The sequence below is a fragment of the Acinetobacter sp. Res13-Abat-PEC15-P4-01 genome, assembly GCF_015676285.1.
Taxonomy (GTDB): domain Bacteria; phylum Pseudomonadota; class Gammaproteobacteria; order Pseudomonadales; family Moraxellaceae; genus Acinetobacter; species Acinetobacter nematophilus.
In genome coordinates this window covers 156,689-181,997 of the sequence record NZ_JADAIN010000010.1, presented here as the reverse complement: position 1 = coordinate 181,997, position 25,309 = coordinate 156,689, and the positions used below count along the sequence as shown (strand labels likewise).

The 25,309-nt window shown below is 39.4% G+C and carries 27 protein-coding genes; 22 read left to right on the top strand and 5 right to left on the bottom strand.

Going from position 1 to position 25,309, the window contains the following annotated elements:
• Positions 1–14: 14 nt before the first annotated feature.
• From IMO47_RS03705 to IMO47_RS03695, 3 genes are all read right to left on the bottom strand, one after another.
• Positions 15–458, bottom strand: a complete 444-nt coding sequence (locus IMO47_RS03705; RefSeq protein ID WP_196075445.1) for a GNAT family N-acetyltransferase — start codon at positions 456–458, stop codon at positions 15–17.
• A 95-nt stretch (positions 459–553) separates the two neighbouring features.
• Positions 554–865: a type II toxin-antitoxin system RelB/DinJ family antitoxin gene (locus tag IMO47_RS03700; protein ID WP_196075444.1), complete on the bottom strand. Its 312-nt coding sequence runs from the start codon at positions 863–865 to the stop codon at positions 554–556.
• 107 nt (positions 866–972) lie between these two features.
• Positions 973–1,908, bottom strand: a complete 936-nt coding sequence (locus tag IMO47_RS03695; protein ID WP_196075443.1) for a pseudouridine synthase — start codon at positions 1,906–1,908, stop codon at positions 973–975.
• 126 nt (positions 1,909–2,034) lie between these two features.
• Between IMO47_RS03695 and tsaE the strand changes: the two genes are divergently transcribed.
• From tsaE to hfq, 4 genes are all read left to right on the top strand, one after another.
• Positions 2,035–2,499, top strand: a complete 465-nt coding sequence (gene tsaE, locus IMO47_RS03690) for a tRNA (adenosine(37)-N6)-threonylcarbamoyltransferase complex ATPase subunit type 1 TsaE (RefSeq protein ID WP_196075442.1) — start codon at positions 2,035–2,037, stop codon at positions 2,497–2,499.
• Positions 2,500–2,554: 55 nt separating this feature from the next.
• A complete protein-coding gene (gene mutL / locus IMO47_RS03685) occupies positions 2,555–4,591 on the top strand; it encodes a DNA mismatch repair endonuclease MutL (RefSeq protein WP_196075441.1) in 2,037 nt (678 codons plus the stop codon).
• A 6-nt stretch (positions 4,592–4,597) separates the two neighbouring features.
• Positions 4,598–5,542: a tRNA (adenosine(37)-N6)-dimethylallyltransferase MiaA gene (miaA, locus tag IMO47_RS03680; RefSeq protein WP_196075440.1), complete on the top strand. Its 945-nt coding sequence runs from the start codon at positions 4,598–4,600 to the stop codon at positions 5,540–5,542.
• Positions 5,543–5,633: 91 nt separating this feature from the next.
• Positions 5,634–6,146, top strand: coding sequence for an RNA chaperone Hfq (gene hfq / locus IMO47_RS03675; protein WP_005029289.1), 513 nt, complete (start codon positions 5,634–5,636; stop codon positions 6,144–6,146).
• Between the two features lie 629 nt (positions 6,147–6,775).
• On the opposite strand, the gene IMO47_RS03670 is transcribed toward hfq, so the two are convergent.
• The gene (locus IMO47_RS03670) at positions 6,776–8,092 is read right to left on the bottom strand and encodes a peptidylprolyl isomerase (protein WP_196074895.1); all 1,317 of its coding nucleotides are present in this window, start codon (positions 8,090–8,092) and stop codon (positions 6,776–6,778) included.
• Complete coding sequence (locus IMO47_RS03665; protein WP_196074896.1) at positions 8,092–10,557, bottom strand: LPS-assembly protein LptD; 2,466 nt, start codon at positions 10,555–10,557, stop codon at positions 8,092–8,094. The genes IMO47_RS03670 and IMO47_RS03665 overlap by 1 nt, the downstream gene beginning before the upstream one ends.
• 119 nt (positions 10,558–10,676) lie before the next feature.
• Here IMO47_RS03665 and IMO47_RS03660 point away from each other — a divergent pair, with 119 nt between their 5' ends.
• From IMO47_RS03660 to gspK, 18 genes are all read left to right on the top strand, one after another.
• Positions 10,677–11,690, top strand: a complete 1,014-nt coding sequence (locus IMO47_RS03660; protein WP_196074897.1) for a phosphotransferase — start codon at positions 10,677–10,679, stop codon at positions 11,688–11,690.
• Positions 11,690–12,379: an N-acetylmuramate alpha-1-phosphate uridylyltransferase MurU gene (gene murU / locus IMO47_RS03655; protein WP_196074898.1), complete on the top strand. Its 690-nt coding sequence runs from the start codon at positions 11,690–11,692 to the stop codon at positions 12,377–12,379. The genes IMO47_RS03660 and murU overlap by 1 nt, the downstream gene beginning before the upstream one ends.
• 86 nt (positions 12,380–12,465) lie before the next feature.
• On the top strand, positions 12,466–13,098 hold the full coding sequence (gene rsmG, locus IMO47_RS03650; RefSeq protein WP_196074899.1) for a 16S rRNA (guanine(527)-N(7))-methyltransferase RsmG: 633 nt from the start codon (positions 12,466–12,468) through the stop codon (positions 13,096–13,098).
• A gap of 24 nt (positions 13,099–13,122) precedes the next feature.
• Positions 13,123–13,905 carry a ParA family protein gene (locus IMO47_RS03645; protein ID WP_196074900.1) on the top strand — a complete coding sequence of 261 codons (783 nt, stop codon included), beginning with the start codon at positions 13,123–13,125 and terminating at the stop codon, positions 13,903–13,905.
• The gene (locus IMO47_RS03640) at positions 13,902–14,792 is read left to right on the top strand and encodes a ParB/RepB/Spo0J family partition protein (protein WP_196074901.1); all 891 of its coding nucleotides are present in this window, start codon (positions 13,902–13,904) and stop codon (positions 14,790–14,792) included. The genes IMO47_RS03645 and IMO47_RS03640 overlap by 4 nt, the downstream gene beginning before the upstream one ends.
• Positions 14,793–14,827: 35 nt before the next feature.
• The gene (locus IMO47_RS03635; protein WP_196074902.1) at positions 14,828–15,460 is read left to right on the top strand and encodes a MotA/TolQ/ExbB proton channel family protein; all 633 of its coding nucleotides are present in this window, start codon (positions 14,828–14,830) and stop codon (positions 15,458–15,460) included.
• Between the two features lie 20 nt (positions 15,461–15,480).
• Positions 15,481–15,903, top strand: coding sequence for a biopolymer transporter ExbD (locus IMO47_RS03630; RefSeq protein ID WP_196074903.1), 423 nt, complete (start codon positions 15,481–15,483; stop codon positions 15,901–15,903).
• Positions 15,904–15,906: 3 nt separating this feature from the next.
• A complete protein-coding gene (gene msbA / locus IMO47_RS03625; RefSeq protein WP_196074904.1) occupies positions 15,907–17,637 on the top strand; it encodes a lipid A export permease/ATP-binding protein MsbA in 1,731 nt (576 codons plus the stop codon).
• A 3-nt stretch (positions 17,638–17,640) separates the two neighbouring features.
• Positions 17,641–18,657 carry a tetraacyldisaccharide 4'-kinase gene (lpxK, locus tag IMO47_RS03620; protein WP_196074905.1) on the top strand — a complete coding sequence of 339 codons (1,017 nt, stop codon included), beginning with the start codon at positions 17,641–17,643 and terminating at the stop codon, positions 18,655–18,657.
• A 4-nt stretch (positions 18,658–18,661) separates the two neighbouring features.
• On the top strand, positions 18,662–19,423 hold the full coding sequence (gene kdsB / locus IMO47_RS03615; RefSeq protein ID WP_196074906.1) for a 3-deoxy-manno-octulosonate cytidylyltransferase: 762 nt from the start codon (positions 18,662–18,664) through the stop codon (positions 19,421–19,423).
• 345 nt (positions 19,424–19,768) lie between these two features.
• Entirely contained in the window at positions 19,769–20,749 is a 981-nt protein-coding gene (locus IMO47_RS03610) for a DNA polymerase III subunit delta' (RefSeq protein ID WP_196074907.1), read from the top strand.
• Positions 20,750–20,775: 26 nt separating this feature from the next.
• Complete coding sequence (locus IMO47_RS03605) at positions 20,776–21,117, top strand: PilZ domain-containing protein (RefSeq protein WP_196074908.1); 342 nt, start codon at positions 20,776–20,778, stop codon at positions 21,115–21,117.
• 27 nt (positions 21,118–21,144) lie between these two features.
• Positions 21,145–21,918 carry a TatD family hydrolase gene (locus IMO47_RS03600; RefSeq protein ID WP_196074909.1) on the top strand — a complete coding sequence of 258 codons (774 nt, stop codon included), beginning with the start codon at positions 21,145–21,147 and terminating at the stop codon, positions 21,916–21,918.
• Positions 21,919–22,006: 88 nt separating this feature from the next.
• The gene (locus IMO47_RS03595; RefSeq protein ID WP_058971313.1) at positions 22,007–22,621 is read left to right on the top strand and encodes a TetR/AcrR family transcriptional regulator; all 615 of its coding nucleotides are present in this window, start codon (positions 22,007–22,009) and stop codon (positions 22,619–22,621) included.
• Between the two features lie 5 nt (positions 22,622–22,626).
• Complete coding sequence (locus IMO47_RS03590; RefSeq protein ID WP_196074910.1) at positions 22,627–23,193, top strand: prepilin-type N-terminal cleavage/methylation domain-containing protein; 567 nt, start codon at positions 22,627–22,629, stop codon at positions 23,191–23,193.
• Positions 23,180–23,569, top strand: a complete 390-nt coding sequence (gspI, locus tag IMO47_RS03585) for a type II secretion system minor pseudopilin GspI (RefSeq protein ID WP_196074911.1) — start codon at positions 23,180–23,182, stop codon at positions 23,567–23,569. Before IMO47_RS03590 ends, gspI begins: the two co-directional genes overlap by 14 nt.
• A complete protein-coding gene (gspJ, locus tag IMO47_RS03580) occupies positions 23,566–24,219 on the top strand; it encodes a type II secretion system minor pseudopilin GspJ (protein WP_196074912.1) in 654 nt (217 codons plus the stop codon). Before gspI ends, gspJ begins: the two co-directional genes overlap by 4 nt.
• The gene (gene gspK, locus IMO47_RS03575; protein ID WP_196074913.1) at positions 24,212–25,183 is read left to right on the top strand and encodes a type II secretion system minor pseudopilin GspK; all 972 of its coding nucleotides are present in this window, start codon (positions 24,212–24,214) and stop codon (positions 25,181–25,183) included. Before gspJ ends, gspK begins: the two co-directional genes overlap by 8 nt.
• The last annotated feature ends 126 nt before the right edge of the window (positions 25,184–25,309 follow it).

The window sequence follows — 25,309 nt, the reverse complement described above, 5'->3', positions numbered from 1 at the left end:
AGTGGATGTCAAAATTATTTCAAGAAACAGTGGTAGGTTTGAAACTCGTTGTCTTTAACAAAACCCATTTGTTCATACAATTGATGGGAATGGTAATTGTTTTTTTGTGTTTCTAAACTAATACGCTGTGCATCTTCATGTCTTGCAAATAGAATTGCAGTATCAATCAGCTGTTTGGCAGAGCCTTGCCGACGAAACACTGGCGTGACATACACATCATCTAAAATATAGTATTTAGAACAGGATACAGATGTAAAACCTTGATAGAGGAGGACAAAACCCGTAAAAACATCGTCTTTTACATGGATGAAGATAACACTTTCCTTATTCTCAAAACGTTGTTTAAGAAAATCAAGAGATTGTTTAAGATTAGAAGATGCACCATAAAATTGACGATATTCATCAAATAAAACAGCAAGTTGATCTAAATCTTCTTTGGTCGCGCGTCTCACGATCATTTATATACTCCTTGCAATGATTTTTATCTTTGCAAAAGAGCATAACTAAAAAATAGAAAAGTAAAGTTAATTAATTGTTTAAAAATGCGACACTGTTAATTTTTGTCACTTTCTCCCAGAATTGCATTTAACTCTGCAAACAAATCTTCGTCATCATCACTTAATTCAATGGTAGTGCTGGTCTGTCCATTCTGTTGTTCTTGCTTGAGTTTCCTTAATTTTAATATCTGGTCCATATTGATATTTTGGTTTTCAATTGCAAATGGAATCGATTTGGTAATTACGACTTGCTTAAAAAAAAGTCGAACTGCTTGAGCAGGAGTAATGCCTAATTGTTTAAAAACGGCAAAAGCAAGTTTTTTTTCTTGTGAATCAAGGCGTACTTGATAAACTTCGGTTTTTCTCATGAATGTTAACCAAACAAAATTTAAGTTTGAATGTCTATTTTAATCAAAGCTTTCGGAAATTCAATCTTTAATCATCAAAAAGTCCCATATTTGTCATTACGTCAACATTACAGTGTCAATTCATAGGCAGAACAAAAACATAACGCCTGCTGTGTAATGGGATCAACAAACTCAATTTTTTGAGCTAAAAGTTGTAGAGGTCGTGAGAAGTCATGCAGATCTTTATGCACTACAGTTGGATAGAAGGGATCATTTTTAATGGGTAATTTAAGCCAATTGAGATGCACACGTAATTGGTGCTGTTTTCCTGTGACCGGTTGTAATAAATATTTTGCCCACATCTGATCATGTTCGAGAAGATGAATTTCAGTCTGTGAATTGATTTTGCCTTCAGTCACTTTCATGGTGTAGAAAGGCTCACCTTTCTCCATTCTTAATGCAACCTGACACGGGAAACTGAGCCCGGGATCATAAGCTGCAATGGCATGGTAGGTCTTTTTTACATGACGATCAGCAAACATTTGTTGGTAAATACCGCGAGTTTGTGGACGTTTGGAGAATAATACAACTCCCGCTGTTTCACGGTCTAAGCGATGTATAGGAGTCAAGTCTGGATTATTGGTCTTTTTCTTTAGACGGACCAAAAGTGTTTCTTGAATATATTGCCCCGATGGGCTGATGGTCAGAAAATGGGGTTTATCAACCACCAGCAGATCATCATTTTCATAAAGAATCTTTTCTTGAAACGGCACCTGAATTTCGTGGTTGAGAAAACGATAATAATAAATATGGGTATTCTCGGTATAAGGATGCTCTATGCATAGTTTCCGACCATGCATATCCAAAATTAACTGATCATCAAAACGCTGTTTCCATTCATTGGCGCTAATATGTGAAAAGTGCTCACATAAAAAAACAAATAGGCTTTGGGGTAATTTTTCTAATTTGGGTAGATATATTTTAGAAGCTGTTACACCATCTCTCATCGGTGGTTGAAATGTTGAAAAAGAATCGTGCTGTTTCATGGTGATAATGAATGTCATTAAGATTGCTGTTGATATTGAACTCAGACCAAATATGTCAAAGCATCTTTTCTCAACAATGCAACATAGGTTTTAAAGTCGTGCAATGCTATCATATTGTCTGGTTTGAATCATGTTGTGAGCGTTATGCAGTATTCTTCTAAATTAAGTCTAAGTCATGAGCAAGATACTCAAAAGTTGGCGCAAAAACTGGCGCAGCATATTGCAAAAGGCGTAATTTATCTTATCGGTGATCTTGGTGCAGGCAAAACAACATTAACGCGCTACTGGTTGCAGAGTTTAGGACATCAAGGTGCAGTTAAAAGTCCAACCTATACTTTGGTGGAGCCTTATCACATTCAAGGTAAGGATGTATTTCATTTTGACTTGTATCGTTTAAATGATCCTTATGAATTAGAGTTGATGGGAATACGTGATTATCTAGACCAAACAGATGCATTATTCTTGTTTGAGTGGCCATCGAAAGGCGGAGATGAAATTCCAAAAGCTGATCATGTGATCACTATTTTAAAAACAGCTGATGAAACTGTACGTGAAGTAAGTATAGATAGTACATCTTCTGAGTTGGTTGAAGCGTTAATGCGCTTTTAACCAGATAAATCCCAATTACAAAAACTTTATTTTTAATAATGATCAGGTGAAGTGAATGCAGCGTGAAGATATTACTTTAAGACGTATCCAAACTCTGAACCCAGCATTGGCAAACCAAATTGCAGCAGGTGAGGTAATCGAACGCCCATCTTCTGTGGTGAAAGAATTAGTCGAAAACTCAATTGATGCGGGTGCGACTGAATTGATTGTTCGTGTTGCGAATGGTGGCAGTACGCTCATTGAAATTATTGACAATGGTCGAGGAATTCATCCTGAGGATTTAGCGCTTTCCGTAACACGACATGCCACCAGTAAAATTCAATCTGCTGAAGATTTACATGCAATTGTGAGTCTGGGGTTTCGCGGCGAAGCGCTGGCATCGATTGCTGCTGTTTCTCGTTTAACCTTAACCAGCAGCCAAGATGATTCTGGGGTAGGTTATCAGCTAGAAGTCAATGGTACCGCATTTGATCATCAGGATATACAAGCTGTTGCAGCACAACAAGGCACCCATATTCGTATTCAGGATTTATTTTTCAATGTACCGGCACGCCGTAAATTCTTAAAAAAGCCAGGTACTGAGTTTGGGCATATTGAAGAAATTGTCCGTCGAATGGCGTTGACCCATTTTGACATACGTTTTGTATTGGAACACAACGATAATATTCGTTTGAATTTACCAATTGCCGACAGTGGCGAGTTGAGATTTCAACGTGTACAGCAATTATTGGGGCGTCAATTTACTGAAAATGCTTATTGGATTGATGCTGACAGTATTAATATGCGTTTATCAGGTTGGCTGGGACATCCATCAGATGCACGTGCCCAAGCTGATTTGCAATATGTGTATGTAAATGGACGTATTGTTAAAGATAAAACCATTTCACATGCGTTACGCATGGCATACGATGGGATTCTCCATGGACATCAACATGCTGCATATTTGCTTTTTTTAGAAGTTGACCCTGAAAATATCGATGTCAATGTTCACCCCACTAAACATGAAATTCGTTTTTTAAACCAGCGCGAAGTGCATGAGTTCGTACGCCATTTTGCTAAAGAAACTTTGTCAAAATTCCAAACTGCGACAGCAGAATTGTCTACAGCAATGAAACAAGAGGAATCTCAACAAAATCACTGGCAACAACCTCAACCGCGTTATCAAGAGCAGTTTCAACTTCATCGTGATCGTGCAGCTTCAGATACGATTAATCAGCCGCAGGGGTATGGAAATAGTTTAAATGAGCCAGATTCCGGGATTATGCAGAACGACGGTTTGACGGATTTTAGCCATGCACAGCCACAAACAGTGCATTATGCTGCAAATCAACCTCAACAGCAGTATTATGGATCACAGCAGTTGAACAATGCCTTGAAGCGTTATCTGGCACCGCTTCGTGAAAATGATGACATTGCCGAACAGGATCAACAACTCGCAGATCAAGCCTCATATGACCAGTCTGTACAGCAAATTATCAATAAGTCTAACCAATCGCAGATTGATGAATATCCTTTAGGCATTGCGATTGCACAATTACATGGCATTTATATTCTTGCTCAAAATACAGAAGGGTTAATTATCGTTGATATGCATGCAGCGCATGAACGTATTCTTTTGCAACAAATGAAATCTGCATGGGACAAACCTGAGTTTTGGACTTCTCAGCAATTGCTTATTCCTAAAGTTATCTCAATTACACGCATGCAAGCCACACGTGTCGATGATTTGAAGCCGCAACTGGAGCGTCTGGGTCTGGAAATAGACCAATACGGGGATGATCAGGTTATTGTCCGTGGAGTACCTGCTATTTTGCATAAAGCTGACTTTGAAGCTCTGGTTCCTGAGTTGCTTAATGATCTGGATCCAAATGATGAAGCACAGGCACTTCAACAAAAACGGGATCAAATTTTGGCAGGTATGGCTTGTCATGGTGCAGTAAGGGCACACCGCATGCTAAGCCTCTCAGAAATGAATGCTTTATTGCGCCAGATGGAACAAACAGAATTTGCCAGTCAATGTAATCATGGTCGACCAACGTGGCGAGCATTCCCACTTTCACAACTTGATAAATTATTTGCTCGAGGAGAGTAGTTTTACATGTCGAATCAATTGCCCGTGATCAATTTAATGGGGCCAACTGCAAGTGGAAAAACCGCTTTGGCATGTGAATTATACGAACAGGGAGATTATGAGTTAATTTCTGTGGATTCAGCACTGGTGTATCAAGAGATGGATATTGGTACAGCAAAGCCAACTCAAGCGGAGCAGGAGCGTTATCCGCATCATTTAATTGATATTATTACACCTTTGGAAGTTTATTCTGCGGCTGAGTTTGTTGAAGATGCAAGCCGTTTGATTGATGATATTCATGCAAAAGGGAAAACACCAATCTTGGTAGGCGGAACAATGCTCTATTTCAAGGCATTACTTGAAGGACTTTCCAGTAATTTACCTAGTGCTGATTATGAGATTCGGGCTGCGATTGAATTCAAAGGCGAAACTGAAGGCTGGCAAGCAGTTTATGATGAATTAAAATCCGTAGATACATTGGCTGCCGAAAAATTTAAAGTCAGCGATAAACAACGAATTATCCGTGCTTTAGAAGTTTACAAGATTACTGGTCGCCCAATTACACAATTACAGGCAGAACAGCCTAAAAAGCAACCTTATCGTTACAATTTTTATAATTATGCTTTGGTTCCTGACAGAGTAGAATTACATAAACGTATCGAGTTGCGATTGGAAAAAATGTGGGAAATCGGTTTTTTAAATGAAGTCGAATACCTTATGAAAAAATACGATCTCGATGAAAATTTACCCTCAGCACGCTCGGTTGGTTACCGTCAAGCGATAGATTTTTTAAAAAACAGTGATTTGAGTCAAGAAAAAATGCAGGAAATGAAGGATAAAGCGCTTTTTGCGACACGACAATTAGCCAAACGTCAATACACTTGGTTACGTTCTTTGCAAGAATTACACTCTTTTCAAACTTATTTCACGATAAAGCAGGCTCAAGAAGACTTGCGAAACTTATACGGATAAAGCAAAATTTAACAACTGCCTTTTTTATAAATTTTAATTGAAAAATAAAGGCAGTTTTTGCGCTGATTTAAAATTTTTTTTGGAGTATAAAATGTCTAAAGGTCAAACTTTACAAGATCCGTTCTTAAATTCTCTCCGTAAAGAACGCATTCCGGTTTCTATCTTTCTTGTAAACGGTATCAAATTACAGGGTCACATTGAATCTTTTGACCAGTATGTTGTGTTGTTGAAAAATACTGTAAGCCAAATGGTTTATAAGCATGCGATTTCTACTGTCGTACCTGCACGTAACCCACGTCCTGCTGGTGCTCCTGCTGGTGCTCAAGGCGCTGCTGGTGGTTTCGGTGGTCAAGCTGGTGGTTTCGGTGGTCAAGCGGGTGGTTTCGGTAGCCAAGGTGGTTTCGGTGGTCAAGGTGGCTTTGGTGGTCAAGGTGGCTTCGGCGGTCAAGGCGGCTTCGGTGGTCAAGGCGGCTTCGGTGGTCAACAAGGTGGCTTCGGTGGTCAAGGCGGCTTCGGTGGTCAAGGTGGCTTCGGCGGTCAAGGTTCTGACTTTGGTGGCGAAGGTAAATTTGAAGATTCACAAGAAGATGAAAATAATCGTTAATTTCTAAATGTAGAAATTAATTGAATGAAGGAGACTGTTTTAAAAGTCTCTTGATTCATGAGAAACCGTAATATGTTTGATCATATTGCGGTTTTTCTTTGTTTATTCTTTTTAATTTTATGTGGATTTTAGGTCAATATTGTTGATTAAAGAGAAAACTTTAATAACCTTTATTGATACTAAAAATACAAATTAATCTTGTACTTTGATTTAGCTAAATAAAATCAGGAACAATACTTTTAGGGATTCACAATAATCAGCTTATATGTAATGTAAAAATTAAAAAGTCAGAGCAGCTTTATGTGGTCTTAAAGTATAAGATTTGTTGAATGAGTGCAGAAATGGCAAAAACAATTTAGAAAATTTTTGAAGATATTGAAGTAGCCAAAAAGAGTTAAAGGATTGGTGGAAAACAGTCCAGATTGAAGACATTCAGATACACATTTATATTGATATGATAAGAATCTAAAATGAGGATGATGATTTTAAGCAATAACGATGATTGGCGGTAGCCCAAAGAAAGAGGCTTTATGATTAGCAAACATGTTCTGGCCCGTAGAGTCGAATCTCTCGGTATTGTTTTTAATCCAATAAAAAACCAGTGCTCGGCACTGGTTCCTATTTAACGGTTAATTCTCATTTTTCTTTGGATCTAAACTAGGATCTTTAATTTCAATATAAGTATTAGCGCGTAACTCCCGTAACCAGCTGTCATATTCAGATTCAAACTGGCGTTCACCTAAAATCTGGCGAGCCATGCGTTTCTGATATTCTGAAGTCATGTCCTGCTGACGCTTGCCAGTAACTTGCAAAATATGCCAACCAAACTGGGTTTCGAATGGTTTACTGATTTCATTGACTGTTGCGCTTTGCATCATTTTATCAAATTCAGGAACCATCATACCGGGACTTACCCAGCCTAGGCTACCACCATCACGTGCTGAACCTGGATCGTTCGAATATGTTGATGCAAGTGTTGCAAAATCTTCACCTGCTTTGAGACGATTATAGATACTCTCAATCATTTGCTTGGCATTTTCAGGGCTAACGACTTCTGAGGTTTTAATGAGAATATGACGAGTTTCAAATTGAGGAACAAGCGCTTTCTGCTCATTTGATTTCTTTTCAAGTAGTTTTAAAACATGAATACCGTCTTTGGCTTGGACTAATTCAGTTGTTTGCCCTGGTTCAAGAGAGCTTACTCGAGCAGCAAGTTCCGTTGGAATTTCTGACAGTGGACGGAAGCCCATGTCCGCGCCGTCTACTTTGATTTGCGCTGTGCTGAATTTTTTCTCTAAACTTTTTACATCATCCGTGCCTTTTAAATCAGTACGAACAGACTTGGCAACAGCCTCTAGTTCAGCTGCTGGGGCATTGCCAGATATACGCATATGTAGGACATGTGCTTGACTTCCAACAGCAGCTTGACCTTCAGGCGATTTTAAAAAGTTTTCAACATCCAGATCAGTAATTTTAATACGAGACATCACTTGCTGTTGACTGAGGCGCTGAATTAACAAATCTTCTGAAACACGATTACGTAACAATTCGTATGTTCCAGGTGCAACGCTATCCAGTTTCTGTTGGAAAGCTTCTAAAGAATTCGAACCTGACTGTTGAGCGACTTTAAGAACAGCTTCATTTAAGCTTTTTTCATCCGCTTTTAAACCATATTTTTTAACTTGCTCAAGTTGGGCATCATGGATGATGAGCTGATTAAGTACTTGCTGTTGCAAGATCGTTTGTGGAGGAAGTTCTTTTTTTTGTGCTTGGAACTTATGTGCAGCTTCAGCAACACCTTGGTCTAAATCACTTTTTAAAATTGCTGTAGAACCAACAATGGCAATGATTTGATCTTTAGGTGCTGCATAAACAGATAACGATGTAGAGATGAGTAAAGCTAAGGTTGATGCTTTAAATAGTTCTTTAAATTTTTGCGTCTTCATTAATGAGTCCAAGATTGATTAGCTTTATCAAAACCTAAAATACGATTTTCAAGTAATGAACTTAACTTGTTGTTCAAACCACCTAGTCCTTTGAGTGTGATTTCAGCCATAACTGCGCGTTTTGGCTTGGTATCCGGGAGAGAAACATCATCTAGATCATTGAAGTAAGAACGACCATAGACCGAAATTCCCCAACAACAAGATTCATAATTCACACCTAATAGATATTCGCGTGCAACATGGTTGTCAAGGTCATATTGAACATGCCCCATAATACGCCAGTTATCTTTTACGGGTTGTATAAATGATGCAACTGCTTGATCGTATTCTCGTTGGCGATCTGGTAGGTTGTTTCTATAAAAATATCCAACGTTGTACAAATTGCCTTTTTCACCCGTGTAATACATTTGGATATCGTGTTGCGCACTGTCACCATTCGACATCCAGGCTGAATTGGTGCTTACAGTAAAGTTTTGCGAAAGCTGACTGGAAATGCTGATTACAGGACCAGTATGTTTTTCTTTATCCAACTCATCTGTATTGTTGAGTAAAGTAACTTTACGGTCATCAAAATAATAACTTTGACCAATACTCGCTCTTAAGCGCTCCAGACCCACCGTATCAAATAGACTATAGCTTAGCCCGAGTGATAAGAAGTTGTTGTCTTCAAGTCGGTCATGACCATAAAAACGATAAGGGCTGAACAACTGATCATAGCTGATTGATGCCGTGGTCGAATCAAAGTTTGGATAACCCGTTTGGTTTTTATACGGCGCATAAGCATAGAATGCGCGGGGTGTAAGGGTTTGAAGGAATTTTCCATCCTTTTCAAAGGTTAGGCCGGTATCCAAAGTAAACTGAGGTACAACCACTGATCTGTTTTTTGAATCTTGACTTTGATTGTTGAGGTTTAATTGATCAACTGTTGTTTGGTCATAGAACGTATTTAAACTGCGAACAGAAACTTCTGGAATAACAAACGACCATGGATTACGGAAGTTATAACGTGTCGCAAACTGATTGTATAAACGTGTACCACTAGGTTGGTTGCTGTAATCGGCATCTTTAATGTCTTTTTTGAAATATGCGGTATCGTTGTTAAATTCGTATTCCCAACCTTGATAGTCGCCACCCACATAATTCAGCAGGAACTGCGGTAAACGAGCATAAGGCTTGTCAACATCCTTTACGGTTTTATCTAAGGTTTGGAAATCTTCAACCTTTAATTGAGCTTTTAAACCAGGAATACCGTGGTTATAGTTGAGTTCCCAAGCACGTCGTTGATTCAGTTCAGTACGTGAGTTCGGATTACTGTCTAAGTCTGAAAAAAAGTCTTTATCAGAAACGTAGTTATATTCTAAATTGGTAGACCACTGTTTATCGATATTCCACTTATGCAAAAAATGCAAATCTTTACGGTCTTCATCATCGTAGCCACGATCTGATGGTAAGTAACTTCCCCAAATGCTGCCTGCACCAAAATTCTCTGTTAAATAGCGAAACTCGCCCTGAGCCATCAGACCCCGGTCGGTAATCAGTCGAGGAGTAATGGTTGCATCATAATTAGGTGCTAAGTTCAAATAAACGGGAACTGCAAGTTCAAAGCCTCCATCATTGGTAAACCCGAAGCTTGGACTGAGAATCCCTGTGGTACGACGATCATCAATCGGGAAATTGAAGTAGGGAACAGCAAGTACAGGGACATCCTTCACATACAACTTGGTCCCACGTGTAACACCACGCCCAGTTTCTTGATCAAGCTCAATTTTATTGGCCTGGATTTTCCAAGTTGGTTTCTGGTCAGGTGGACAGGTACTATAACTGGCATTTTCAAGTACGATATTTGTAGGGGAGGTTCTTTCAATTCTTGCTGCATGACCATGCGCATGTGTGACTTCAGCAATATAAAAACTATTGTTTAATTGCCCGGTTTCATTTTTTAAGTTGTAATCAATCTGATCACTTTGTGCAATGATACCACCTTGTGCCATTTGGACATTGCCTTTAGCTTTCGCAAAAGTCTGTGTTTTATCAAGGGTTACCTCATCTGCACGAATCATTCGTCCAGATTGATCAATCATGACATCACCAGACAACACAGAGTCGCCATTGGGATTGTAATAGGCTTGATCAGCTGTAATCACAGATGACGCTTCTTCAGGATCAACAGTTTTTGCCTGTGTGCTAAATGGTGTAACCCAAATCCCTTCACAATAGCGATTACTCGCATTCTTTTCGTCACGCACTTGGGCTTCAGGTGCATTTTTGTCTATATAGTATTGTTCAAAAAAGTTTTGACCAGGGTAGCTTTCTTTAATCGCTGCATTTAATTGTTTGTTATTTACTTTGGAGACAGCTGCTTCTGAAGCAGGCGTTGTCGATTCAGCATAGCTGGATACTGAACTTCCACAAAGAAGTGTCAAAATAGCAGTCGCTAAAGGATTAAATTTAAACTGATGCTTCATTTGTCTCATTAACCAAATATGCTAATCGCAATTAATTATTGTCGCATCATAGAGAAAAAGTTGATAAGTAGCTACACTTAGCACTTCAAAAATTCAGCCTGAATTAGATTAAATTGCAAATGAATACACAACGTGAACACTTGATACAAACATGGATAACATCTGTACTCAGTTCAGATCAATTTGAAATCAATTTTTTAGCAGGCGATGCGAGTTTCCGTCGTTATGCACGAATTACTTTGAATAATAAAACATTTATGCTGATGGATGCACCTCCTGAGAAGGAAGATTGTCGTCCTTTTGTTGCGATTGATGAATTCTTTGACTCAAATGGAGTCAGAGTTCCGCATATCGTCGCCAAAGACCTGGAACAAGGTCTGTTGTTGCTTGAGGATTTTGGCGATGTTTTACTGTCTACGCAATTGGATGAACACAATGTAGACGCACATTATAGACAAAGTTTTAAACAGTTGGTGCATTTGCAGTCAATTGATGGTGAAACACATCTACCTGCCTATAATTATGAAAAATTGATTTCCGAGATGGAGTTGCTGACAGATTGGTTGTTGCCTTCATTACAAATTTCAGTCAATGATGAAGAATCGGCACTGATCAAACGAACTTATGCCATTTTGGCAAATGCTGCGCTTGCACAACCTCAGGTCATTGTTCACCGGGACTTCCATAGCCGTAATTTGATGATTCTTGAAGGTCAGGTTGAACAGGGTGTCATCGATTTCCAGGATGCAGTGATTGGTGCAGATACCTATGATTTGATTTCGATTACTCGTGATGCTTATGTGCAATGGAATCCTGAACGTGTGTATTCATGGTTTAAGCTGTTTTATGACATGCTACCCGCGTCAGCCAAACTTGATCGTAGTTTTGAACAGTTTAAGCACGATGCCGATTTGATGGCGATTCAGCGTCACATCAAAATTTTAGGTATTTTTGTACGTTTATTTGAACGTGATGGAAAATCAGGCTATCTCAAAGATTTGCCGCGTGTGATGTGGTATTTACTTGAAGAGTCTAAGCCATATGCGGAATTACAGCCATTTATGAGCTTTATATATGCCAAAGTTTTGCCAAAATTTGAAGATAAATATGGAAAATATGAGGTGGCTGCATAATGAAAGCAATGATTTTAGCTGCTGGATTAGGCAACAGAATGCGACCTTTAACGCTATATAAGCCAAAACCTTTATTGGAAGTGGGAGGGAAAGCACTCATTGTCTGGCATATTGAAAAATTAAAAAAAATTGGTGTAACTGAAATCGTAATCAACTCTGCTTGGTTGGCAGATATTTTGATTGGTTCATTGGGGGATGGCGCTCAGTTTGGTGTAACAATTCGCTGGACCAGAGAAGATGAAGGTCTGGAAACTGCTGGGGGGATCATCAATGCTTTGCCTTTACTGGGCGAAGAGCCTTTTATTTTAGTTAATGGTGATGTTTGGACCACCTTCGATTTCGCTGCGTTACTTGATGTAAAGCTTGACAAAGATTTAGCGCACTTGGTTTTGGTTCCAAATCCTGAACAGCATCCACAAGGTGATTTTACTTTAATGAATGATCGTGCCTATACTTTTGATCAAGAACAACTTGGTGAAAATCTTACGTATAGTGGTATCGCTGTGATCCATCCTAAAATATTTGATGGTTTGCCACAGGGTAAACGACCATTGGCGCCATTACTCAAACAAGGCATGTTGGACGGCAAGATTTCTGCAGAAAAAATGCATGCGGCATGGGTAGATGTAGGGACTCCTGAGCGTTTAACCGCCTTAGATTTGCAAATTAGACAGGGTGTATATGCTTAACTGCATATTAACTCATCGTTAACTACTGTTCCACGGGCGAGAAATCGGTATACTTTCAGCTAATTTTTTAGAGATGTTATTCGATCATGCATCCATTTTTTCCAGAGTTAAAGCAAGGTAGCTTAAAGCTTGGCTTAGAGCTGACTGATGAAGCATTAGAATTGTTATTACGTTATCAAGATGCACTCGTCCTGTGGAACAAAGCATATAACTTAACCGCAATTCGTGATCCCAAAGAAATGTTGGTTAAACATTTGCTGGATAGCCTGAGTATTTTAAATGATTTACCACAAGGGCGCCTGTTGGATATCGGAACAGGTGGAGGGATGCCTGGGATGATTATTGCGCTATGTCAGCCAGAACGTCAATGTGTCTTGCTCGATTCAAATGGTAAGAAAATTCGTTTTCTGAAACAGTTTATTGCAGATTTAAAACTAAAAAATGTTGTTGCGGTGCAGACGCGCGTAGAAAATGAAGACAGTATCAATGAGCTTGGTCAGTTTGATGTGATTACCAGTCGCGCATTTGCTTCATTGACTGATTTTGTAACTGCTTCAAAACCCTATATGCATGAGCAAAGCATCATTGCATCAATGAAAGGGGTGGTGCCAACAGAAGAGATGGATGCCCTGAAAGATCATTGGCAGTGTGATATTGTGGAGCTGCATGTGCCACGATTGGATGAACAACGTCATTTACTTTTATTAAAACAGATCTAAAACAGACTAAGGATTGGGGTTACCATGGCTCAAATTATCGCTATCGCAAACCAGAAAGGTGGCGTCGGTAAAACCACAACAGCCGTAAATTTGGCTGCCTCTTTGGCGGTATTAAAAAAACGTGTTTTATTGGTCGATATGGATTCTCAAGGCAATGCCACAATGGGGTCTGGAATTCAAAAAAACGATTTATTATATTCAGTCACGGATGTGTTGCTGAGCGAAGTTCCAATTGAAACGGCGATTACCAAAGCTGAAGTGGGTTATAAAGTTTTAGGTTCAAATCGTGATCTGGCTGGTGTGGAACTGGCAATTGCAGAACAAGAAGGACGTGAATTTATTTTACGCAATGCTTTACAGCAAATTGAAAAAGACTTTGATTACATTATTGTCGATTGTGCACCAAGTCTTAGTTTGATTACAGTAAATGCATTGGCTGCGGTTGATGCTGTCATTATTCCAATGCAATGTGAATATTATGCACTTGAAGGTCTTGCAGATTTGACACAAACCATTGATAAAATTCAGCAAGCATTGAACCCACAGTTGGAAATTATCGGAGTGCTTCGGACCATGTATGATGCACGCAATGCATTGACACGTGATGTTTCTGCTGAACTTGAACAGTATTTTGGCAAAAAGCTTTATGATACAGTGATTCCACGTAATGTACGTTTGGCTGAAGCGCCAGCGCATGGTTTGCCGATTATTTATTTTGAGAAGAGCTCTAAAGGTGCAATTGCATATTTAAATTTAGCAGCTGAAATGTTGAAAAAGAGTAAAGTGAAAAAAGGAAATAAAGCATGACCGTTAAAAAAAGAGGCTTGGCTAAAGGTCGTGGCTTAGATGCATTGTTGGGTTCTATTCAAAAAGAAAAATTACAGCTTGAAGTTCAGGCTTTGGACCACGGTCAGTTAAAACAGATGGATGTAAATCAATTAAAACGTGGCGCATATCAACCACGCCGTTTTATTGATGAGCAGGATTTGCAGGAACTCGCAGCTTCGATTAAAAAACACGGTGTCATGCAGCCGATTGTGATTCGTCCAATTGAAAGTGCTGAAACACCTTATGAAATTATTGCGGGTGAGCGTCGTTGGCGAGCTGCGCAATTGGCAGGCTTGACAGAAATTCCTGCTATTGTTCGTGATTTAACAGATCAAGTCGCAATTGCGCTGGCACTGATCGAAAACATTCAGCGACAAGATCTTAATCCTGTAGATCAGGCTTTAGCATTGCAACGTTTTCATGATGAATTTGGACTCAGCCATCAAGAAATTGCGGATACTGTAGGTAAAGCACGGACTACGGTGAGTAATTTATTAAGACTGCTCAGCTTGGATGATGAAATTAAAAATCTAATGCAACAGGGTTTATTGGACATGGGGCATGCACGTGCCATACTGACCTTGAAGGCCAAAGACCAATTGCAAATTGCAAAAATGGTGATTGATCGAAACTTATCAGTTCGTCAAACTGAACAGCTGGTACGTGATTGGAATACCCCTAAACAGGAAAAATCAAAAGATCCACTTGCGCCAGATGTACAACAATTGACCCAGAAACTTTCGGAACGTTTCAGTGCCAGCGTGAAATTGGATTATAACAAACAAGGCAAAGGAAAGTTGGTCATCAGTTATAACTCACTTGATGAGTTGGATGGTATCTTAAATATCTGTTTATCAGAACAATAATTTTTTTAATGATTGATTAATTCGGGGAACTAAAGATGTGGGAACTTGTTAAAGCCGGCGGTTGGTTAATGCTGCCATTGGTTTTATGTTCGATTTTTACAGTTGCAATTTCGATTGAGAGATTTATACGACTAAAACGCTCTTTAGTTCTGCCTAAATCATTGATGCTGTATAAAGGACGAGATATTGATGAGGTTCTTGATGTGTTGGAACAGGATCAATCGGCTCGCCAATCAGCTTTGGGGTATATTTTTAAAGATGCCGTGGATGCTTATTCGCAAGGTGAAGAATATGCACGTGCACAAATGGAAGTGACTGCTTCACGGGAAATTGGATATTTAGAAAAAAATATCAATTTCTTGGGAACTTTAAGTGCCGTTGCTCCTTTGTTGGGGTTATTGGGTACGGTAATTGGGATTATTGAATCATTTTTAGTGATTGACTTGGGTTCAACTGCAAATCCAACCATGATGATTCCAGGGATATCAAAAGCGCTGATCACAACTGCTGCCGGGATGCTGATCGCAATTCCTGCTCTATTTGCCTATCGTTATTTTCAACGTTTGGTACAGGAGTATGTGGCTGAATTAGAACAGCAATCAACGTTATTTCACGCAGCATTATTTTTTCAAAAACATCTTGAACGTGCACAAAAAAAAGCTGGTTAAGGCTGAGCTAGAGGTGTTTTATGAAATTTAAACGTAGAACGGTGGAAGATATTCATATCAACCTTACTCCACTGATTGATTGTCTGTTGTTTATCCTGGTGATCTTGTTGTTGACGACTACTTTTAATCAACAGAGTCGCATCAATCTTTCTTTACCTGATGCGCAAGGTGTTCCGCCAAAAGAATACAAACATAAGATCGAAGTCATGGTAGACTCGACAGGTCATTATGCGGTAAACGGTCAGGCACTTTCGAGCAAAGAGTCTGCCGATTTAAGTACTGCGATCAAACAAGCAGCCAATGATAAACGGGATTTAATGTTTGTTATTGCTGCTGATGCGAAAGCCACCCATCAAGACGTTATTCGAGTAATGGATGTCGCAGGACAACTGGGCTTCGTCAATATCAATATCAGTACTAAAGTTCCATCTCGAGGTTATTAATTCGTGAATCAAGATTTTAAGGTTTATATTCGCCTACTGGCATATTTAAAGCCATATTGGGGGGCAGCCTTACTCGTTATTGTCGGATTTGGAATAAATGCAGCCACTGAAGTCTCAGTTGCCAAGTTACTCAAATATATTATTGATGCTATTCAGAGCGGTAGTCGGAGTGACCTTGATTGGTTTCCGGCATTGATTATTTTTCTGATATTCTTTCGTGGGTTGGGTTTATTCATGGGCGGCTATTTCACCGCTGTGATTTCCAGAAGTTTGGTGTTTAGTATTCGACAAGAGATTTATGCCAAACTGCTGAAGCTGCCTGCACAATATTATCTTGATAATTCATCGGGTCATATTACAGCAAAGATCATGTATAACGTTGAGCAGTTAACAGCTGCTTCCTCAGAGTCGCTGAAAACAATCATTCGTGATGGTACGATTACACTGGGCTTATTGGGGTATTTGCTTTATACCAATTGGCGTTTAACACTGTGTATTTTTATTTTTATGCCGATCATTGGTTTACTGGTACGTAAAGCTTCAAAGCGCATGCGTAAGCTTTCTATTCAAGTACAAAACACAATGGGAGATGTGAACCATATTGTACATGAGACAGTAAATGGTAATGCAGTTGTTAAAAGTTTTGCCGGTGAAAACAGTGAACAAGCTCGTTTTTATAAATCATCACAAGAGAACTTAAGACGCGGCTTGAAAATGGTGGTGGTACAGAATTTAAATAGTCCACTGGTGCAATTGGTCATGTCCTTTGCATTAAGTATTATTATTTGGTTGGCACTGCGTCCGCAAATTTTAGGGGATACTTCCGCAGGTGAATTTGTTGCTTATATTACTGCAGCAGGTCTGTTGGCAAAACCGATTAAAAATTTAACCGATATCAATGAAAAATTACAGCGCGGTATGGCGGCAGCATATTCAGTGTTTGAAGTTTTGGATTTGCCACACGAAGAAAATACAGGCACAAAAACACCAGACTTAAAAGGCAATATTAGGTTTGAACATGTTGATTTAATCTATAAAAACAATGTCAAGGCTATTGATGATTTGTCCTTGGATATACAAGCAGGGCAAACTGTTGCACTGGTTGGTCGTTCAGGGGCTGGAAAATCCTCCCTCGTGAATATGTTGGTGCGTTTCCAAGAGAAGAATGCTGGTGAAATATATTTAGATGGTTTACCTATTCATGATATTGAATTGACATGTCTGCGCTCACAGATTGCGATGGTTAACCAACAAGTGGTCTTGTTTGATCGGACAGTCCGGGAAAATATTGCCTATGGTCAGTTGGGTGGTGCATCCGAAGAAGAAGTTATTGCTGCGGCAAAAGCAGCTTATGCACATGATTTTATCATGGCATTGCCTAAAGGTTATGATACCCCTCTGGGTGCCCAAGGGTTGAGCCTTTCTGGCGGGCAGCGTCAACGAATCGCAATCGCACGTGCCGTTCTAAAAAATGCTCCTATTCTTATTCTGGATGAAGCGACCAGTGCGCTAGATAATGAATCTGAGCATTTTATTCAGAAAGCCTTTGATGAAGCAATTTTAGATAAAAACCGAACAACCATTGTCATTGCGCATCGTCTTTCGACTATTGAAAACGCAGATAAGATTGTGGTTATGGATAAAGGGCGTATTATAGAACAAGGAAACCATGCTGAACTGTTGGCAAAACATGGTGCTTACTATCAGCTACACGAACGCAATTTTGAGGAATAACTGATGTCTCTCGCGCAAATCATTCAAGATGCTTGGAATAAACAGTCCAAGTGGTTGATTGTACTGCGTCCCTTGTCATGGTTATATCAATTTGGTTTTGCGCTGAATAAACAATTGTATCAATTTGGGCTCAAAGAAACCTATAAAGCACCAGTTCCAGTGATGATCATTGGAAACATTACTGTAGGTGGGAGTGGTAAAACCCCACTTCTGATTCAGTTGGTTAAATATTTACAACTTCATCAGGTTCGTGTTGGTGTGATCAGCCGTGGTTATGGTGGAAAAGGTCCATTTCCAGCACTGGTTACATTAGATTCCTTACCTGAAGTGGTGGGTGATGAACCTTGCTTGATTGTTCAATCGACTGCTGTGCCTATGGTGGTTGGTGGAAATCGTCGAGCAAGCATTGAGTTGTTGCTTCAGCGCTATGATTTGGATTTAATTATCAGTGATGATGGTTTGCAGCATTGGGCATTGCAGCGGCAGATTGAATGGATTGTATTGGACAATAATCGAGGCTTAGGCAATAAAAAATTGCTTCCTGAAGGTTATCTGCGAGAACCGGTCAGCCGTCTAAAACAAAGCACAGTGATTGAACATGCGCAACAGCCAGATTCGCTCTTGAACATGCATTTGGAGGTGGCTGAGCCTTATCTGTTAAATCCTTTTTTTGATCAGGCCCAACCTTTTGATTCCGAGCTTGATTATTATGCAGTGGTGGGTATTGGCTTTCCGCAACGGTTCTATAATACTTTGGAAAGTATTGGTGTGAGCCAATTTCAATGTCATGAGTTTCCAGACCATTATGATTATGAAATTGATGATTTGCAGTTTGAAGATGCAAATCCAATCATTACCACTGAAAAAGATGCAGTGAAACTACTGGCTTTATTAAAAAATCATCCTGAATTTAATCGTGAAATTTGGGTAGTTCCTGTGGGTGCAGTGTTATCAGATGATTGCTATCTGCTCCTCAATCAACAACTCTCTCAGCTTGGTATTGATCTAATACAAGGTTAATTTGATGAAACATATTGTTATTCCTGCACGTTTTTCCAGTACACGTTTACCAAGAAAGCCGCTTTTAGAAATTCATGGTCGTGCAATGATTTTGCGTGTCGTTGACCAAGCAAAAAAAGTTCAGGGATTTGATGATCTCTGTGTGGCAACAGATGATTCACGTATTGCTGAGATTTGCCGTCAGGAAGGTGTAGACGTGGTCATTACAGATCCCAATCATCCATCAGGTACTGATCGTCTGAGTGAAGTTGCTCGAATCAAAGGCTGGGGTGCAGATGACATTATTGTCAATGTGCAGGGTGATGAACCGTTGCTGCCCGCACCCTTGGTAACGCAAGTGGCAGAACTGCTTGCCAATAATCCGCAATGCTCAATGTCAACGCTATGTGAACCCATTCATCAAGTTGAAGAATTCCAGCGTGAAAGTATTGTTAAAGTGGTCATGTCTAAGTTAAATGAAGCGCTTTATTTTAGTCGTTCACCGATTCCATATGAGCGTAAAACTGGACAGCTGAACGATCAAACATTACATCAGTCGGCATTTCGACATTTGGGGCTATATGCATATCGAGTGAAGTTATTGCAAGAATATGTGACTTGGGATATGGGGACTTTGGAGCGTTTGGAAAGCCTTGAGCAATTACGTGTTTTAGAGAATGGACACCGTATTGCAATAGATATTGCACAAGTCAATTTACCGCCTGGCGTGGATACCCAAGCTGATTTAGATCGTTTAAATGCCTTGGATATTTCTGTGTTTGAGTGATTTTATCTGAGTTTGATAAAAATTCTCGATGAAAAATGATATTCGAAAAAACCCTCGCATTGGTTTGAGCAAATACTTCTATAAGCTATGCTCTGCAATTGATTAACAATGTTGTTGGTTATCGACGAGTCTTGCGGTGAACAGTGATGTCATTGTGCAAGATGCTTGTTCTTGTGGAGCTTTACTGCTTAGATAGAAGTAACAGTATGGCGAGTGGCAGGCTGACCCCAAAAAAGATGAATACCCAGCAAGGTTCTGTCAGGATCTGTTTTTTCAATCAGTTAAAGAATGAGTTTCATCAAACTCACGTTAATTTGTATTTAAGCTTTTTTAGGTCTTTCATTTATGGATGCTTCAAGTTCTCAGGTTTACCCTTGGCAACAACAGACATGGGAAACATTGACGACCCGTTTTCCTAAATTAGGACATGGTCTGCTATTTTATGGTAAAAAGGGCTGTGGTAAAGATGCTTTTGCTCAGCATTTTTTGTCATGGGTTCTATGTTTAAATAAGACATCACAAGGTGCTTGTGGTGAGTGCAGCAGTTGTCAGTGGTTAAAATCGGATACCCATCCTAATTATGTCAATATCACGACCGATGAAGAGAATAAGAAGCAAAACGCGAAAATTAAGATCGAGAAGATCCGTGATTTACTACCATTTGTGCAACAGACGGTAGATGGTTGGCGCGTTATTGTGATTGAACCTGCTGAGGCATTAAATATAGCTTCAGCAAATGCGTTGTTAAAAACCCTCGAAGAGCCTGGTGAGCGGGTACTGATTATTTTGTTGGCGGATCATTATCTAAAGCTTCCTGCAACTATTCGTAGTCGACTGCAACACTTTGCGATGGACCGTATTACTCCAATGCAAACGGAGCAGTATTTGCAGCAACGACTTCCTGTGGAAAAACACGCTCAAATTCAGTTGCTAATGAATTTATCCAACAATATGCCTTTAGAAGCACAGTCCCTTGCAGAATTGGATTGGTTGAATCGTCGTGGTGAGTTTTTGCAAGATTGGTTCAAACTGGTCAGTCAAAAAAGCATGCCGATGCAGTTTGCCTCAAAATGGAATAAAGAGTTGAATTTTTATGACCTGATTCAAATGTTTGAATACTTGTTGTCAGATATAATTTGTGTCAAGCTGAATCAGGTTGTCAAAAATTCAGATTTGGTGTTTTCAGAGATTGCAGGACAGTATGATTTGCAAACACTGTTCTCCATTTATGAAAACTTACAACAAGCGAAACTCAAAGTTGATCAAAATGTACAAACAAATCTAATTATTGATCAACTGACCATTCAGTTAATGAATGTGACATAAAAATTGAATATTTAAGGGGAATAATCATGCAACCACGTATGGGCGGTTTGATTCAAGTCAACATTGCTGATCGAGCAACTCTGCAGGCAAGTTATATGCCATATATTTTAGGTGGCGGTTTGTTTGTACCTTCGAAAACACCTGTCAAAATGGGTGACGAAGTTTTCGTGCTTGCAAGCTTACCGGATCAATCCCAAAAAATTCCTTTAACGGGTAAAGTGATTTGGATCACGCAAAAACAGAATGGTATGAAACCTCAAGGTTTTGCAATTCAGTTGACGGGTGAAAAAGGCGTCTATTACAAAATGGAAGCAGAAAAACTACTCGCTGGGAGTATGTCTTTGGATCGTCCAAGCTTTACAATGTAACCCAATTTAGAATATTTAGGAAAGCCTGTGTTTGTTGATACGCATTGCCATTTAACCATGTTAAATCTTGAACCCTATGCAGGTAATTTGGATTTGGCATTACAACAGGCACGTGATGCTGGGGTTTCTAAATTCATGGGGATCTCAGTGGATTTGGATGATCATCTTGTGCTTGCTGAAATTGCAGTGCGCCATGCTGATGTTGGTTACAGTGTCGGGGTACATCCTTGTGAAGACCCGGAGATGATGCAACGCGCAACAGTCGAAAAGTTGGTTCAACTTGCTCAAACTGATAAAGTTTGGGCATTGGGTGAAACAGGCCTGGATTATTTTCACAGTACTGAATTTATTGAGGAACAGAAACAATGTTTTGCGCGACATATTCAGGCATCACAAATTGTCAGAAAACCTGTAGTTGTACATACCCGTTCAGCAAAGCATGAAACTGTAGATATTATTCGCGCAGAAAAGTCGACGCATGGTATTTTGCACTGTTTTACAGAGGACTGGGAAACTGCTAAAGCTGTTCTGGACTGCGGTTATTACATTTCATTTTCCGGGATTGTCTCTTTTAAAAATGCACAGGATTTAAGAGAGGTAGCCAGACAAGTACCACTTGATCGTGTCCTTATAGAAACAGATAGTCCTTATCTAGCGCCTATGCCTTATAGAGGAAAGTCTAACGAACCTAAATACGTCCCCTATGTAGCAAAAGCCTTAAGTGATGTATATGATAAAACACTTGAGGAGATGGCTTTCATTACCACGCAAAATTTTGAAAATCTTCTTCAACAAAAGTAATCAAAGCGCCAATGATTGATAAAGTCATGACTAGAAGTGCGGCAATTTATTAACGGATAGAATTAACAAGAGAGTTTATCGGGTGAAGATGGATCGACAGGCTCAATTTAGAGCAAGAGAAGCTTTAATTTTTCAGGTTGCTGAACAATTGCTTTTAGAAAACGGTGAAGCGGGGATGACATTAGATGCACTCGCAGCGGAACTAGATCTAGCGAAGGGAACACTTTATAAACATTTTCAGAGTAAAGATGAACTGTACATGCTACTGATTATTCGTAATGAGCGCATGTTGTTAGAGATGGTACGTGATACGGAAAAGGCCTTTCCTGAACATTTGGCTTTTTTTATGCTGCATCATTTACATCATCCTGAGAGAGCAGTGTTATTTCATCAAATTGAAGAACGTTTATCTACCACGGGACAAGGGATTTATCACTTGTTTAATGAACTTTATCAGGTACGCAAACAACGTCTTCGCCTGATCATTCGCATGACTGAAAGTTATTTGGAGTCTATACAAAGTTTGATGTCTGTACGTGATTATTTGGCTTCGATTTGGTCAATAACGCATGGCGGTGCTGCAATCTTGAATTCAAGCTTTTATCAACGTTATTTGGGCTGTAGAGATACTTTGCGTGTGGCACTGATTGATCAAGCCCTGGCGATTCCTAAACATCCGCAAGCTTCAGAACAAGTGGCTTAATTCTTATGAAGCGTATGCCATCATCTCTCAATAATAAAGGCTTTACCTTGATTGAGGTGATGGTTGTCATTGTTATTATCAGTATTATCGCATCATTGATTGTTTTAAATATTGATGGTGTAGATCAACGTAAGGCAATGCAGGCACGTGAGATGCTATTGCTGGATTTAAGGCAAATCAATCGTGAAGCCAATGATCAATCCCGTATTTATGCTTTGGATTTTCATCCTGCAACCGATGTGGCTACTGCACAATATGGATTGGTTGAATATATTCCAAGGCAGCAGGGCACTGAACAAGGCATAAGAGTTATTGATTCTAAACCTTGGAAAGAGGTTACGGACTTTAACCGTCGAACTTTACCTGATCAGGTTTCATTTTTAGTTGAACCTCAAGATCATCGGTTTCAAGATGCGAACAATCCAGATCTATTGGGAAATAATGCGCCGCAGCTGATTTGGTTTGGCAATGGAGAAACCAAGCCCGTCACAATTCAAATGTATTATCAACAAAAGCCTGTAGGCGGTGTGATTCGGGTAGATTATTTGGGTAAAGTAGATGAAGAAAAATAGCGGCTTTACCTTAATCGAGGTAGTGGTGGCACTGGCTATCTTTGCTGTTGCAGCAATGGCCTTGACCAAGGTTGCGATGCAATATACCCAATCTACAGCCAACGCGATTCTACGGACCAAAGCACAGTTTGTTGCACAAAATGAAATTTCAATGATGATGATTAACCGAGAGTGGCTAACGGGTACGGCTTCAAAACAGATCACTGCTCAAGGTGAAACATGGCAGGTGGATAAAAAAGCAGAATCTACGCTAAGTCCTGATGTGCAAAAAATCGATGTGCAGGTCAGCTTATTTAATACTGATACAGGTAAAGTTGAAGCTGGAATTACCAATATGGTGTTTTATAATTATCCAATTAAAGAAAAACAGTCATGAAATTCACCTCCGATAAAAACAATAATGCTGTAAATGTCAGAAAAAAATCAGGTTTCACATTAATTGAATTGCTGGTGGCAATTGCTATATTTGCTGTACTTTCTGCCTTGGGGTGGAAGATATTTGACTATTTGATTAAGGTCAAAGATCGCAATGTCATGCATGAAGAGAATTTGGAGCAATTGCAAGGTGCATATCAGCAAATTCAGCGTGATACCTTGCAAATCGTTCCGATTTCAGCCCGGATTGGTGAACAAATCGAACCGGCTTTGCGCTTAGACCGGCAAAAAATATCATTCAGTAAAGCCGGTGTTACAGATCCTTTAAAGCAAGGTCTCTCACCTTACGAGCGAGTAGAATACAGTTATGACCAGCAAGCAAAAAAACTCTATCGATTAAAATATTCAAATCTAAATCGGAATAGCTCGGAACAACCATTATCTAGTGTAATGTTGACAGATGTAGACAGCTATCAAATTGAAATACTTAATCCAAATGAGTCAGATCGTTGGCCAAATGACTTAACTAAAAATGACAGCCAATTGCCACGTGGGATTAAAATGAAAATTATGATTCGGGACGTAGAATACGAATGGATTTTCAGTTTATTGAATACTGATTTTTTGATAAAGAATAATCAAAATGGTTAAATCATTTATACAACTCAGACCACAGCAGGGAATCGCCTTAATTACTATTTTGGTGATGGTGGCTTTGGCAACCATTATTGCCGCAGCAATTGCGAAACATCAAAGTTATACGAATCAAAGCACGGGTTTTTTAAAACGTCAAAGCCAAGCCTTATTTTATGCTCAAAGTGCAGAAGCTTTTTATTCAGAGATATTGGTTCAGGATAGTGAGAATGGTAAGCAAGCGGACTATCTTCAAGAAACATGGGCAAAACCAATGCCAGCATTTCCTGTAGAAGATGGGTATGTTTCAGGTGTACTGGAAGATGAGTCGGGTAAATTCAATCTCAACAGTTTATTGAACAATGAGGGTAAACCGAATGAGGCAGCACAGAAATATTTCTCTAAACTGTTGGTGCGTGTTGGGTTGCCTGCCGATAATGTTCAAGCGGTTATAGATTGGCAAGATCCTGATAATGAAACAATAGGAGCAATGGGAGCAGAAACAAGCTATTATCAAGGGCTTGCTAAACCTTATTCTGCTGCAAATCGCAAATTTGCCAGTATCGAAGAGTTAAAGTTGGTACGTGGTTTTGAAGGGAGCAAATATGATTTGATTGCACCTTATATATCGGCTTTACCAGACATCAATACTCGAATTAATGTAAATACAGCACCTGCATTGGTTTTAGCTGCATTTGATGAAAAATTAGATGTGAATAGCATTCAAACTGCTTTAAATGCACGCCAAGAAAAACTTGAGTATTTTGCCAATGTTGGAGATTTGATGAAAATATCGCCATTTGATACTCTTGAGGCGGCGGCAAAAACGGAAGCGGATAAAATTTTTGGTGTCAGATCGAATTACTTTAAAGCGAAAATCGAAGTTTTATTAAGCAATCGCAAGCGTCAATTTACCAGCCATTTGCTAAGAAATGATCAGTCACAAGTATTTGTATACTCGCGAAGCTTGGCACCATTTTAGCAAGAAAGATTAAGAAATATTTGTAAGTATATTATTTTAAAAGAAATTTAAAGGTTGTAAAAAGGTTGGTTGAGATATTTTATTGAATTGGTTAAGCTCAATCCAAGCCAAAAAAAGGGGTATCCT